The sequence below is a fragment of the Pseudonocardia sp. UM4_GMWB1 genome (assembly GCF_017312155.1).
Taxonomy (GTDB): Bacteria; Actinomycetota; Actinomycetes; order Mycobacteriales; family Pseudonocardiaceae; genus Pseudonocardia; species Pseudonocardia alni.
On the sequence record NZ_QJPN01000001.1, the window covers coordinates 5,387,520 to 5,401,062 of the forward strand.

Sequence of the window (13,543 nt, forward strand, 5' to 3'; positions counted from 1 at the left end):
GCCCGCCGGTCAGACCCGGCGGGTGCCCGTCGGCGGGGTCGGCGGCTCGTCGTCCCCGGCGGGCGGGAGCGCGTCCCCGGGGCGTGGCCGCGGGGGGCCGGGGCGCCGGAGCCCGACCGGGCGGCGCGGACGGGGGCCGGGTGTGGGGCGCCGGGGGCCCGTGGTGCCGGGTCCGGCAGGTCCGGGCTCGGCAGCGCCGCGGTCGGGTCCGGCGGCACCGGGGTCGGACTCGGCGGCACCGGACTCGGATTCGGCGGCACCGGGGCCGGGTTCCGCGGCACCGGGGTCGGAGGGCTCGGGACGGTCGGAGGGCTCGGGACGGGGGTCCGGCAGCCCGTACCGCAGCGCCCGGGCCACGGCGTGCCCGCGCGGGCGGGTGTCCGGGTCGTCGTCCTCGGTGGGGGCGGGGTCGTCCGCCGCACCGGACGGGGCCGGGTCCGCGGCGCCGTCGGCGTCACCCTCCCCCACCTCCACCCCGTCGTCCTCGAGCACCTGCTCCGGGAGTGTCTCGGCGTAGCCGGGGTCCTCGGGGCCGCCCTCGTCGACGGGTTCGGTCGTGTCCCCGGGAGCCGGGGCGGGCTCGTCCCGGAGGGGCCGCCACCCCGCGGCGGCGATGGCCGAGCGGCGGGCGCGGCGTTCCTGGCGCTCCCCCACCACGTCGGGCTCGTCGGGGCGCCGTCCCAGGAACGTGTGCACGAGGTGCTGCTGGACCCCGCCGACGGTCTGGACGCGGACGTCGTCGAACCCGGCCCGTTCCATCCGGTGCACCATCTGCTCGGGCCCGCCGGCCGTCGCGATGCGCCTGGCCCGGTAGCGGGCGAGGTCCGCGGCCCCCCAGCGCAGCGAGGCCATCGGGAGCATCCAGGTCCAGTTCGCCGTCGTCCAGCGCATCCGGCTCCGGCCGCCGACGGCGTAGTCGTGCACCGCCAGCGGGGCGCCGGGCGCGAGCAGGCTCAGCAGCCGGCGCAGGCCGTGCTCGGCGTCGGGCAGGTTGGACACCAGGAAGGACGCGAGGATCCCGTCGAACGGGCCCTCGATGCCGGCCTCGGCGAGGGTCTCCAGCCGGGAGTGCACGAACGTCACCCGGGGCGACCAGTTCTTCTTCCGGGCGACGGCGAGCATCTCCGCGGACGCGTCGACCGCGACCACCTCGGCACCTCCGACGCTGGTCAGCAGCGCCTCGGTGGACACCCCGGTGCCGCAGCCGACGTCGAGCAGACGCAGACCGTGGCCGTCGCCCAGGCCCATCCGCGACGCCGACACCCGCAGGTGGGTGCGGTAGCCGGGCAGGGTCGCGACGAAGGCGTCGAAGCCCGCGGCACCCCGCCCGTAGGCACGGTGCACCGTGGCCGGGCGGATCTGGTCGCTCTCCTGCCACGCCTCGCCGCTCACGGGGCCTGATCCTGCCCGCAGCAGCCCGTGTCCGGAACCCGACGCGCCCTCCCCGGTGGGGTGTGACACCCGCCCGGGAGGGCGCGCTGGGCCGAACGTGGAGCTCCGGCCACCCGTGCGGCCCAGCGGGTCGGCCGGAGACGGGGTGCCGCCTCAGCAGCAGCGGCCCTGCGGGTTGCTCTCCTGGTACGCGGTGCGGGCCCGCCAGTACTCCCGCTCGGTCATCGGCGGGTGGTCGTGCCCGCTGCGACGGTGGTGGTCGAGGTAGCGGTCGTACAGGTCCGCCCCGATCACCCCGCGCCACCAGCCGTGCAGCGCCCGCAGCCGGGCCAGCGTCGCGGCCGCCACGGTCGGTCCCGCCACGGTCAGTGCCCCGACCGGGCCGGGGTGCCGGCCGTCTCGGTCCACTCCTTCTCCAGCTCCTTCTCCGCCGGGGTCGCGACCAGGCCGGCCGGGGCGTAGAGCCGCGAGGGAACCGGCTCCTCCTCGTGGTCCGGGCGGCCGCCCGTCGAGATCGACGTCCAGGCGGCCAGGACCGCGGCGACGATCACGACGAGCGCGAGCGTCACGAACAGGATCGACAGCGTGCCCTGGACGAAGGTGTTGCGGACGACGGCCGCCATCGCCTGCGGGGTGCCCGCGGTGCCGAAGCTCGTCTCCCCGGACGCGATGGCCTCCCGGAAGGCGAAGTGCTGCGCCCAGTACCCGATCTTCGGGTTCGAGGAGAAGATCTTGTACATCGATGCCGTGACCGTCACGACGGCGGCGAACGCCAGCGGCACGACGATGATCCACAGGTAACGCACGTGCCCGCGCCGGGCCGCGATCGCCAGGCAGACCGCGAGCGCGATCGCCGCCAGCAGCTGGTTCGCGATGCCGAACAGCGGGAAGAGCGTGTTGATCCCGCCCAGCGGGTCGGTCACGCCCATCAGCAGGATCGCGCCCCAGGCACCGACCATCAGCCCGGTGCAGATCCAGGCGGCCGGCCGCCACGAGGTGTCCTTGAACCTCGGGGCCACGGTGCCGATCGCGTCCTGCAGCATGAAGCGCGCCACCCGGGTGCCGGCGTCGACGGCGGTGAGGATGAACAGCGCCTCGAACATGATCGCGAAGTGGTACCAGAAGCTCATCATCCCGGGCCCGCCGATGAACTGCTGCATGATGTTCGCCAGGCCGACCGCCAGCGTCGGCGCACCCCCGGTGCGGGAGACGATCGACTCCTCGCCGACCAGTGCCGCGGTCGTCGCCAGCTGGTCGGGGGTGACGTTGACGTTCATCAGGCCGAGCGAGTTCACGAACGCGGCCGCGCCCTCGACGGTGCCCTCGGTCAGCGACGCGGGCACGTTCATCGCGAAGTAGAGCCCGCGGTCGATCGACAGCGCCGCGACCAGCGCCATGATCGCCACGAAGGACTCCATGAGCATGCCGCCGTAGCCGATGAAGCGGGTCTGGCGCTCCTTCTCGACCAGCTTGGGCGTGGTGCCCGAGGAGATCAGGGCGTGGAAGCCGGACAGCGCGCCGCAGGCGATCGTCACGAACAGGAACGGGAACAGCGACCCGGCGACGACGGGGCCGTCGTCGCGGCCGGCGAACTCGCTGAACGCAGGTGCCGTGATCTCGGGGCGGACGACGATGATCGCCACCGCGAGCAGCACGATCGTGCCGATCTTCATGAACGTCGACAGGTAGTCGCGCGGGGCGAGCAGCAGCCAGACCGGGAGCACCGCGGCCACGAAGCCGTAGACGATCACGCCCCAGGCGATGGTGGTCCGATCCAGGGTGAACAGCGCCTGGCCCCAGCCGGTCTCGGAGACCCAGCCGCCGGCGACGATCGCGCCGATCAGCAGCACGAAGCCGATCCAGGAGACCTCGGAGACCTTCCCGGGCCGCAGGTACCGCAGGTAGACGCCCATGAACAGGGCGATCGGGATGGTCAGCGCCACCGAGAAGACGCCCCACGGGCTCTCCCCGAGCGCGTTCACCACGACCAGCGTGAGCACCGCGATCAGGATGATCATGATGGCGAGGGTCGCGATGATCGCCGCGATCCCGCCGACCCGGCCGAGCTCCTCGCGGGCCATCTGGCCCAGCGAGCGCCCGCCGCGGCGCATCGAGAAGAACAGCACCAGGTAGTCCTGGACCGCGCCGGCGACGATGACGCCGACGATGATCCAGATCGTGCCGGGCAGGTACCCCATCTGCGCGGCCAGGACCGGTCCGACCAGCGGACCGGCACCGGCGATCGCGGCGAAGTGGTGGCCGTAGAGGACCCGCCGGTCGGTCGGCAGGAAGTCCTGGGCGTTCTCCTTGTACTCGGCCGGGGTGGCGCGCCGGTCGTCCGGACGCAGCAGCTTGTTCTCGATGTAGCGGGAGTAGAACCGGTACGCGATCGCGTAGGTGCTCACCGCGGCGAACACGAACCAGATCGCGTTGACCGTCTCCCCGCGCACCAGCGCGAGCATCACCCACGCCAGCCCGCCCAGCAGGGCGATCCCCGCCCACACCGCGATCTTCCACGGTGTCCACGCCCGCTGTTCGGCGAGGAGCACCTCCTCGTCCACCGCCGCCGGCGGGAGCTCGCGCCCCGCCGGTCCGCCCGACACCTGTGTCATCGCGCCCCTCCGATATGTCCGACGCGCGAACTATAGGAGGCGGTGTGCCCGGTGGGAACCGATGTCCGCTTGCCGGCGCACGACGGCCGCCGCCACCCGGTCGGGTGACGACGGCCGCGGGGTCGTGCGGGCGGGGCGGGGGCCGGTCAGAAGCCCCCGCCGGGGCCGCCCATCGCCAGCTTGGCCAGCATCTCGCGGGCCCGCTCGGCGTTGCGCGGCTCGCACAGGACGTCGTAGCGGCCCGCCACCATCTGGCTGGCGGACTGGAAGTCCCGGCGGCCCTTGCTCGCGCTGTAGCTGACCGCGGCGAAGGCCATGAAGAACACCGCCCCGGACACCAGTCCGACGACGATGGGCAGGAAGTTGCCGTCCGGGGAGAACACGAACAGCAGGACACCGACGAACAGACCCAGCCAGGCACCCTGCGCCGCGCCGGAGGCGAGCACACGGCCCCAGGTCAGGCGGGCGATGACCCGCTCGACGAGCATCAGGTCGACGCCGACGATCGTCACGTCGGCGACCGGGAAGTCGGAGTCGGCGAGGTGGTCGACGGCCCGCTGCGCCTCCTCGTAGGTGGCGTAGGAGCCCACCGGCCACCCGGTCGGCGGAGTGGGCAGCTGCGGCAGGCCCGGAGCCGGACGAGTCTGGCCGCCGAAGGGGTTGGTCATGGCGCGCTCCTCGTGGAAGATGTCCTGTCTCGTCGTCGGTGCAACGTTCGACCCGACCGCGACGTGCCCCGAACACTAGTCGCGGAGCCGCAGGTCACACCCCACCGACCGGACGACACGGCCCCGCACCCCGGGACGGGGTACGGGGCCGTCGACGCGGGCGCGGTCAGCGCAGCTTGTAGTCGCGCAGCAGACCCCGGGAGATGATCGTCTTCTGGATCTCCGAGGTGCCCTCGCCGATGAGCAGGAACGGCGCCTCGCGCATGAGGCGCTCGATCTCGTACTCCTTGGAGTAGCCGTAACCGCCGTGGATGCGGAACGCCTCCTCGGTGACCTCCTTGCAGTACTCCGAGGCGAGCATCTTGGCCATGCCGGCCTCGACGTCGTTGCGCTCGCCGCGGTCCTTGAGGCGCGCGGCGTTGACCATCATCAGGTGCGCGGCCTCGACCTTGGTCGCCATCTCGGCGATCTTGAACGCGATCGCCTGGTGCTGGACGATCGGCTTGCCGAAGGTCGAGCGCTGCTGGGCGTACTCGACGCCCAGCTCGAACGCCCGGATCGCGATGCCGCAGGCACGGGCGGCGACGTTCACGCGGCCGACCTCGACGCCGTCCATCATGTGCGCGAAGCCCTTGCCACGCTCCCCGCCGAGGATCTGCTCGCCGGAGATCCGGTGGTCCTTGAACACCAGCTCGGTGGTGTCGACCCCCTTGTAGCCCATCTTGTCGATCTTGCCCGGGACGATCAGGCCGGGGGCGACCTCTCCGTAGCCGGTGGGCTTCTCCACCAGGAACGTGGTGAGGTTCTGGTGCGGACGCTCGGCGCCCTCGTCGGTCTTCACCAGCACCGCGGTCAGGTTCGACGTGCCACCGTTGGTCAGCCACATCTTGGCGCCGTCGATGACGTAGTCGTCGCCGTCCTGCTTCGCGCGGGTCTTGATCGCCGCGACGTCCGAGCCGAGGTCGGGCTCGGACATCGAGAACGAGCCACGGGTCTCGCCCGTGGCCATCCTCGGCAGGTACTTCTCCTTCTGCGCCTGTGTGCCGTGCTGGCGGAGCATGTACGCCACGATGAAGTGGGTGTTGATGACGCCGGAGACGCTCATCCAGCCGCGGGCGATCTCCTCGACCACCAGGGCGTAGGTGAGCAGCGACTCGCCGAGGCCGCCGTACTCCTCCGGGATCATGAGGCCGAACAGCCCCATCTCCTTCATCCCGTCGACGATGTCCTGCGGGTAGGTGTCCGCGTGCTCCAGCGCCGTCGCGTGCGGGATGATCTCCTTGTCCACGAACGAGCGGACGGTGGACAGGATCTCGGTCTGGATGTCGGTCAGACCGGCGGTCTGGGCGAGCCGGGCCATGCTGGTTACTCCTCGGTGAGCGTCGTCGGTCGGCGGGCGGTCGGGGCCTCAGCGCTGAGGTTCGGTGCGCGAGCTGCGCTCACGCCTCCGGCGGGGTCCACTTGTCGGTGCGGGTCATGCCCGCCGCGCGGCCCTTGCCCGAGATCACCAGCGCCATCTTGCGGCTGGCCTCGTCGATCATCTCGTCGCCGATCATCGCCGCGCCGCGCTTGCCACCGGCCTCGGAGGTGAAGTACTCGTAGGCGTCGAGGATGTTCTCGGCGTGGTCGTAGTCGCTCTGCGCCGGGGAGAAGGTCTCGTTGGCGGCGTCGATCTGGCCGGGGTGCAGCACCCACTTGCCGTCGAAGCCCAGTGCCGCGGACCGGCCGGCGACCCGGCGGAACCCGTCGACGTCCTTGATCTGCAGGTACGGGCCGTCGATGGCCTGCTTGTCGTGCGCGCGGGCCGCCATCAGGATCGACATGAGGATGTGGTGGTAGGCGTCTCCCACGTCGTAGCCGGGGGGCTGCTCGCCGACGACCAGCGACTTCATGTTGATCGAGGCCATGAAGTCGGCCGGGCCGAAGATGATCGTCTCGACCCGCGGCGACGCGGTGGCGATGGCGTTGACGTTGGTCAGGCCCAGCGCGTTCTCGATCTGCGCCTCGATGCCGATCCTCCCGACCTCGAGACCGTTGGTCTTCTCGATCTGGGTCAGCAGCAGGTCCAGCGCGACGACCTGCTCGGGGGTCTGCACCTTCGGCAGCATGATCGCGTCGAGGTTGGCGCCGGCGCCCTCGACGACCTCGACGACGTCGCGGTAGGTCCACTCGGTGGTCCAGTCGTTGACCCGGACGACGCGGATCTTCTCGCCCCAGCCGCCCTCGTTGAGGGCCTCGACGATCGTCGTCCGCGCACCGGGCTTGGCCAGCGGGGCGCAGGCGTCCTCCAGGTCCAGGAAGACCTGGTCGGAGTTCAGCGTGCGAGCCTTGTCGATGAACTTCTGGCTCGATCCGGGCACGGCCAGGCAGGACCGGCGGGCGCGGAGGGTGGTGCTCACAGGCGGGCTCCTCGTCGAGATCGTCCTCGCCCGCGTCGCGGCGACGACGTCGTCACGACACGGGCGCTCGGGCTGGGGACTGATGCTGGCACGACGACGGCCGCGGCGCCCCGTCCAGGTGATTGGTTTCTCACCCGCCGGTGGTCAGGTGGGGTTACCCGTCGGTCACCCCTGTTCGGGAGGTGGGGTCAGGGAGCCCCTGGCCACCGCGACGACGGTCCCGCCGACCCAGCTCCCGACGGCCCGGCCGCCCTCGGTGCGCACGCCGGCGTACAACGTGGACGGACGGCCCATCTCCACTCCCTGGGTCACGACGAAGGAGTGCTCGCCGTCGTCGGTGACCAGGCCGCGGTCGGCGAGGAAGATCCCGAGCGCGACGGCGGCCGAGCCCGTCGCCGGATCCTCGGGAACCCCGATCCCGATGCCGAACATGCGGGCGTGGACCCGCTCGGCGGTGGCGTCGACGGCGGCGACGAGCAGCCCGGTCGCGCCGCTGTCGGCGACCGCGGCGGCCAGCGCCGCGGGGTCGGGCACCGCGCGGGCGACCGCACCGGCGACGACGAGCAGGATGGCGAAGTCGGTCCCGGCACCGGCCACACCCGGCACGGCGGCGCCGTCGACGTCGTCGGGGCCGAGGCCGAGCGCGGCGGCGAGGCGGACGGCGTTCAGCTCGGTGCCGACCGACGGGGCGCCGCCCCACACCCGGGCGCCGGTGTCGTCGACCCGCACGGGCAGCAGCCCGGCCCCGCACTCCTGCACGCGGTCGCCCTCGCCGATGACGCCGTCGCGGGCCAGCACCCAGGCCGTGCCGACGCTGGGGTGCCCGGCGAAGGGCAGCTCGGCGAGCGGGGTGAAGATCCGCACCCGGTAGTCGGCGCCGCTCTCGCCGTCGCCGGTCGGGGCCAGCGGGAACGTCGTCTCCGACAGGTTGAACTCCCGCGCGATCGCCTGCATCCGGGCCGTGGACAGCGCCTCGGCGCCGTGCACGACGGCCAGCGGGTTACCGGCGTACGGACGGTCGGTGAACACGTCGACGATGTCGTAGCGGAGGGGTTCGGGGCCCTGGCCGGGATCGTGCTGCGGCTCGTTCACGGCGGGCGAGCCTAGTCACACGTCCGGGGCGGTCGCGGTACCGCCGGGGGTTCTAGTCTCGGCGCCATGGCCTCGGTACGGGTGTTCGTCGCGCGGATGGCCGGCCTGGCCGTCTACGGCCCGGACGGTGAGCGGATCGGCAAGGTCCGCGACGTCGTGGTGTCACTGCGCGTGGACAGTCATCCACCGCGGGTGCTGGGCCTGGTCGTGGACCTGTCCGCACGCCGCAGCATCTTCGTGCCGATGCTGCGGGTCGCCGACATCGCGCCGACCGCGGTGACGCTGGCCAGCGGCTCGGTGAACCTGCGCTCGTTCGACCAGCGCCCCAACGAGACCCTCGTGCTCGGGCAGCTACTGAACTCCCCCGCGACGGTGCGCGAGGCCGGGACCGAGGGCTCGGTCGTCGACGTCGCGGTCGAGCCGAGCCGGACCCGGGACTGGGTGATCACCAAGGTGGCGCTGCGGTTCCGGCGGACGCGGCTGGCGCGCAGGCCGCGGGTCGAGGTGTACGGCTGGGAGGCCGTGTCCGGGCTCGACGTCGCCGCCGCGCAGGGCGCGGACCGGCTGCTCGCGGTGTTCGACTCGATGCGCCCGGCCGACGTCGCCGCGGCGCTGTCGCGGCTGCCCGACGACCGGCAGCGCCACGTCGTCGACGCCCTGGACGACGAGCGGCTCGCCGACGTGTTCGAGGAGTTGTCCGAGTCCGATCAGCGCGAGCTGCTCGGCTACCTCGACGACGACCGTGCCGCCGATGTGCTGGAGGCGATGAGCCCGGACGACGCGGCGGACCTGCTCGGCGAGCTCGACGACGACGAGGCGGGCCGGCTGCTGGAACTCATGGAGCCCGACGAGTCCGAGCCCGTGCGCCGCCTGCTGCGCTACGAGTGGGACACCGCGGGCGGCCTGATGACCCCGGAGCCGATCACGCTGGGGCCGGACGTGACCGTCGCCGAGGCACTCGCCCGGGTGCGCAACCCGGAGGTGCCCCCGGCGCTGGCGTCGATGGTGTTCGTCGTCCGCCCGCCGACCGCGACCCCGACCGGGCGCTACCTGGGCTGTGTGCACGCCCAGCAGCTGCTGCGGGCGGCACCGTTCGAGCTGGTCGCGGGCATGGTCGACGCCGACCTGCCGCAGCTGGGGCCCGAGGCCGGGCTCGGCGAGGTGACCCGCTACTTCGCCAGCTACAACCTGGTGGCGGGCCCGGTCGTCGACGCCGAGCACCACCTGCTGGGCGCGGTCACCGTCGACGACGTGCTGGACCACCTGCTGCCGCAGGGCTGGCGCGACCGCGACCTCGCCCCGGGCGAGGTGCACGGCGGCGCGGTGCGGGCCGCGAACGGCGCCGGCGACCGTACGCACGACGGGGAGGTGCACGGTGCCTGAGTCCGGGATCGGACGGCGGCTGGACCAGCCGCGCGTCGGGCGTCGGCGGTTCGAGGTGGACCCGGACGGCTTCGCCCGCTTCTCCGAGCGGATCGCCCGGTTCCTCGGGACGGGCCGCTTCCTCGCGATCCAGTCGGTGATCGTCGTCGTGTGGATCGCGCTGAACCTGGTCGCCTGGTCGATCCAGTGGGACCCGTACCCGTTCATCCTGCTCAACCTGGCGTTCTCCACCCAGGCCGCGTACGCCGCACCGCTGATCCTGCTGGCCCAGAACCGGCAGGACGACCGGGACCGGATCGCGCTGGACGAGGACCGGCGGCGCGCCGAGCGGACGAAGGCCGACACCGAGTTCCTCGCCCGGGAGCTGGCGGCGCTGCGCCTGGCCGTCGGGGAGACCGCGAGCCGGGACTACCTGCGCGGCGAGCTGGAGAAGCTGGGTGACCGGCTCGACGACGCCGTGGCCCGCAGCCGCGGCGAGGAGCTCCCGGTCGAGCCGGGTGCCCGGAAGAAGATGCGTAAGAAGGAACGCTGATCGCTCAGGAGCGGTCGGGGACCAGGCGGCGCATGATGCGCTCGAGCGCCGCGAGGTCGTCGGCGTCGAGCCGCTCCACGAAGTGCGCGCGGACCCCGCGCAGATGGGTGAGCGCGGCGGTGCGCAGGCGGTCGTAGCCGGTGTCGGTGAGCCGGGCGGTGACCCCGCGGCCGTCGTCGGCGACCTTGGCCCGGGCGACGAGCCCGACCCGTTCCAGCCGGTCGACGAGCCGGGTGACCCCGGAGCGGGAGAGCAGCACGGCGTCGGCCAGCTCGGTCATCCGCAGCCGGTGGTCGGGCGCCTCGGACAGCTGGACCAGCACGTCGTAGGCGGCCAGGGACAGCTGCTGCTCGCCCTCCAGCTCGGTCTCGAGCTGTTTGGTGATGCCCGCGTGCGCGCGCAGGAAGCTGCGCCACGACGCGAGCTCGGCCGGGGTCGGGACCACGCGGCGGCGCGCCGGGTGCTCGCGCGTCGGGGCGCCGCTCGTGTCGTCCATCGCAGGGATGCTAGAGACACCCGCACCACCTCGTCAGCGCGGACGTGCCGCGCGACACCGCCGGTGACCCGGAGACCTCGGAACCACCCACGTAGCATGGGGTGACGCGAGAGGAAAGAGGTCGTAGGAGCCCATGTCCGTCACCGGCAGCACCAGCACCGTCGTCGAGGCCGTGCGCGCAGCCCTCGGCACCGTCGAGGACCCGGAGATCCACAAGCCGATCACCGAGCTGGGGATGGTCAAGAGCGTCGACGTCTCCGCCGACGGCCTCGCCCACGTCGGGGTCTACCTGACCGTCGCGGGCTGCCCGATGCGCGAGACGATCACCTCTCGCGTCACCGAGGCGGTCTCGAAGGTCCCCGGCGTCGAGCGGGTCGAGGTCGAGCTCGACGTGATGAGCGACGAGCAGCGCACCGAGCTGCGCCGTTCGCTGCGCGGCGACGCCGACGAGCCCGTCATCCCCTTCGCCCAGCCCGGCTCGCTGACCCGCGTGTTCTGTGTGGCGTCCGGCAAGGGCGGCGTCGGCAAGTCCTCGGTCACCGTCAACCTGGCCGCGGCCATGGCCCGGCGCGGGATGAAGGTCGGCGTGGTCGACGCCGACATCTACGGCCACTCGGTCCCGCGCATGATCGGTGCCGCGGACCGGCCCACCAAGATCGAGAACATGATCATGCCGCCGCAGTCGCACGGCGTGAAGGTCATCTCGATCGGCATGTTCACCGACGGCAACACCCCGGTCGTCTGGCGTGGCCCGATGCTGCACCGCGCGCTGCAGCAGTTCCTCGCCGACGTGTTCTGGGGCGACCTGGACGTGCTGCTGCTCGACCTGCCCCCGGGTACCGGCGACGTCGCCATCTCCACCGCCCAGCTCGTGCCGAACGCCGAGCTGCTGGTCGTGACCACCCCGCAGCAGGCCGCCGCCGAGGTCGCCGAGCGGGCCGGGTCGATCTCCACCCAGACCCGCCAGCGCCTGGCCGGGGTCGTGGAGAACATGTCCTGGATGGAGATGCCCGACGGCTCGCGCAACGAGATCTTCGGCTCCGGTGGCGGGCAGATCGTCGCGGACTCGCTGAGCCGCACGGTCGGCACCACGGTGCCGCTGCTGGGCCAGATCCCGCTCGACGTCGCGCTGCGCGAGGGCGGCGACGCCGGCACCCCGATCGTGCTCGGCAAGCCCGAGTCGGCCGCGGCGCAGGCCCTCGACGCCATCGCGGAGAAGCTGACCGTGAAGGCCCGCGGTCTGGCCGGGATGAGCCTGAACATCTCTCCCGTCGGGCGCTGACCCGCACCTCCGACGACGAGGCCCCGCACACCGGCAGGTGTGCGGGGCCTCGTCCGTTCCCCCGGGGGCGGGTCTCAGGACAGCGCGTCGTTCAGCGCCTTGGTCCAGAGCGCCAGGCCCTCGTCGACCTGCTCGGCGGTCACGACGAGCGCCGGGATCATCCGGACGACGTTGCCGTAGACACCGCAGGTCAGCAGGAGCAGGCCCTGCGCGGCGGCCGCGGCGTGCACCTTGGCTGCGGTGGCGCCGTCGGGCTTGCCGTCGGCGTCGACGAACTCGATGCCGACCATCAGCCCCCGTCCGCGGACGTCGCCGATGGCGGCGATGCCCTGCGCGGCGTCCCGGACGCCGGCCAGGAGCTTCTCGCCCTGCACGCGGGCGTTCTCGACGAGGCCCTCGCCCTGTACGACCTCGAGCGTGGCGAGCGCGGCGGCACAGGCGACGGCGTTGCCGCCGTAGGTGCCGCCCTGCGAGCCGGGCCACGCCTTCTCCATGAGGGCCCTCGGCGCGGCGATGGCCGAGAGCGGGAAGCCGGACGCGAGCCCCTTGGCGGTGACGATGATGTCCGGGGTGAGGCCCTCGGCGTGCTGGTGGCCCCAGAACTTCCCGGTGCGGCCGTAGCCGGTCTGGACCTCGTCGGCGATCAGCAGGATGCCGTGCCGGTCGGCGCGCTCGCGCAGGCCGTGCAGGAACGCGGGCGGGGTCGGGACGTAGCCGCCCTCGCCCAGCACCGGCTCGACGATGAACGCGGCGACGTCGGACGCCGGCGCGGTGCTCGCCAGCTGCCGGTCGAGCTCGGACAGGGCGAACGCGACGGCCTGCTCCTCGGACCAGCCGTAGCGGTAGGCGTAGGGGAAGGGCGCGAACGCGACCCCGCCCATCATCGGGGCGATCCCGGCCCGGATCTTCGCCCCGGAGGTGGTGAGCGCCGCGGCACCCATGGTGCGGCCGTGGAAGCCGCCGTCGAACGCGATGATCAGCTGCCGGCCGGTGGCCTGGCGGGCCAGCCGCACCGACGCCTCGACGGCCTCGGAGCCGGAGTTGGTGAAGAACACCGAGTCGATGCCCTCGGGCAGCACGTCGCCCATCCGCTCGACCAGCGTCAGCAACGGCTGGTGCATCACGGTCGTGTACTGGCCGTGGATCAGCGTGGCCACCTGCTCCTGTGCGGCCGCGACGACCGTCGGGTGGCAGTGCCCGGTGGAGGTGACACCGATGCCGGCGGTGAAGTCGAGGTGGCGGCGCCCGTCGGTGTCGTACAGGTAGACGCCCTCACCGCGGGCGGCCTGGACCGGGGTGGCCTGCTTGAGCAGCGGGGACAGCTGTGCCATGGGTTCGCAGCTCCTGATGCGTCGAGGGTGGTGCGTCTCGGGTTGTCGAGTTGTCGACAATCCCAGGGAAGCACGGCCGGGTGGGTCCGGGCAAGGGTCGGTCGGGCCCGCCTTTGCTCTGCTCACAGATACGCAGCACGCGCCCGGAGTGCCCTGGCGCAGCGGCCCCGGACGGGCCCGCGTTGCCGGGCGGACAGCCCTCGGCGGCGTCGAGATGCAGCTCAGCGGGAGTTGTCGATCTCCACCGCCCGCTGGGCTGCATCTCGGCGCACGCGCGACGCGGGTGGCCGGCCCGCCGTGCGGCCGCCCAGCGCCCGCGCGGGGCCGTTGCTGCGTATCGGTGAGCAGAGCAAAGG

General features: G+C 72.8%; 12 protein-coding genes. 3 read left to right on the forward strand and 9 right to left on the reverse strand.

Annotation, left to right across the window (positions count from 1 at the left end):
• Window positions 1-9: 9 nt before the first annotated feature.
• The 7 genes from DMP15_RS25205 to DMP15_RS25235 form a co-directional block, all read right to left on the reverse strand.
• Window positions 10-1,392: a methyltransferase domain-containing protein gene (locus tag DMP15_RS25205; protein ID WP_337826534.1), complete on the reverse strand. Its 1,383-nt coding sequence runs from the start codon at window positions 1,390-1,392 to the stop codon at window positions 10-12.
• Window positions 1,393-1,545: 153 nt separating this feature from the next.
• Window positions 1,546-1,800, reverse strand: a complete 255-nt coding sequence (locus DMP15_RS25210; RefSeq protein WP_073577759.1) for a YbdD/YjiX family protein — start codon at window positions 1,798-1,800, stop codon at window positions 1,546-1,548.
• Window positions 1,758-4,004 carry a carbon starvation CstA family protein gene (locus DMP15_RS25215; RefSeq protein WP_337826535.1) on the reverse strand — a complete coding sequence of 749 codons (2,247 nt, stop codon included), beginning with the start codon at window positions 4,002-4,004 and terminating at the stop codon, window positions 1,758-1,760. Before DMP15_RS25215 ends, DMP15_RS25210 begins: the two co-directional genes overlap by 43 nt.
• Window positions 4,005-4,150: 146 nt before the next feature.
• Complete coding sequence (locus DMP15_RS25220) at window positions 4,151-4,672, reverse strand: general stress protein (protein WP_062400497.1); 522 nt, start codon at window positions 4,670-4,672, stop codon at window positions 4,151-4,153.
• A gap of 166 nt (window positions 4,673-4,838) precedes the next feature.
• Window positions 4,839-6,032 carry an acyl-CoA dehydrogenase family protein gene (locus tag DMP15_RS25225; protein ID WP_062400495.1) on the reverse strand — a complete coding sequence of 398 codons (1,194 nt, stop codon included), beginning with the start codon at window positions 6,030-6,032 and terminating at the stop codon, window positions 4,839-4,841.
• Window positions 6,033-6,111: 79 nt separating this feature from the next.
• Window positions 6,112-7,071, reverse strand: a complete 960-nt coding sequence (locus tag DMP15_RS25230; protein ID WP_062400493.1) for an HpcH/HpaI aldolase/citrate lyase family protein — start codon at window positions 7,069-7,071, stop codon at window positions 6,112-6,114.
• 165 nt (window positions 7,072-7,236) lie between these two features.
• Entirely contained in the window at window positions 7,237-8,163 is a 927-nt protein-coding gene (locus tag DMP15_RS25235) for a PhzF family phenazine biosynthesis protein (RefSeq protein WP_073577757.1), read from the reverse strand.
• 66 nt (window positions 8,164-8,229) lie between these two features.
• On the opposite strand from DMP15_RS25235, the gene DMP15_RS25240 reads away from it, so the two are divergent.
• The gene (locus tag DMP15_RS25240) at window positions 8,230-9,546 is read left to right on the forward strand and encodes a magnesium transporter MgtE N-terminal domain-containing protein (protein ID WP_073577756.1); all 1,317 of its coding nucleotides are present in this window, start codon (window positions 8,230-8,232) and stop codon (window positions 9,544-9,546) included.
• Complete coding sequence (locus DMP15_RS25245) at window positions 9,539-10,078, forward strand: DUF1003 domain-containing protein (protein WP_073577755.1); 540 nt, start codon at window positions 9,539-9,541, stop codon at window positions 10,076-10,078. Before DMP15_RS25240 ends, DMP15_RS25245 begins: the two co-directional genes overlap by 8 nt.
• A gap of 4 nt (window positions 10,079-10,082) precedes the next feature.
• Here DMP15_RS25245 and DMP15_RS25250 read toward each other — a convergent pair whose 3' ends face one another.
• Window positions 10,083-10,574, reverse strand: a complete 492-nt coding sequence (locus tag DMP15_RS25250; RefSeq protein ID WP_073577754.1) for a MarR family winged helix-turn-helix transcriptional regulator — start codon at window positions 10,572-10,574, stop codon at window positions 10,083-10,085.
• 133 nt (window positions 10,575-10,707) lie between these two features.
• On the opposite strand from DMP15_RS25250, the gene DMP15_RS25255 reads away from it, so the two are divergent.
• Window positions 10,708-11,856, forward strand: a complete 1,149-nt coding sequence (locus DMP15_RS25255; RefSeq protein ID WP_062400483.1) for an Mrp/NBP35 family ATP-binding protein — start codon at window positions 10,708-10,710, stop codon at window positions 11,854-11,856.
• Window positions 11,857-11,930: 74 nt separating this feature from the next.
• On the opposite strand, the gene DMP15_RS25260 is transcribed toward DMP15_RS25255, so the two are convergent.
• Window positions 11,931-13,187 (reverse strand): aspartate aminotransferase family protein, encoded by a 1,257-nt coding sequence (locus DMP15_RS25260; RefSeq protein ID WP_073577753.1) that lies wholly within the window; start codon window positions 13,185-13,187, stop codon window positions 11,931-11,933.
• Window positions 13,188-13,543: the final 356 nt, after the last annotated feature.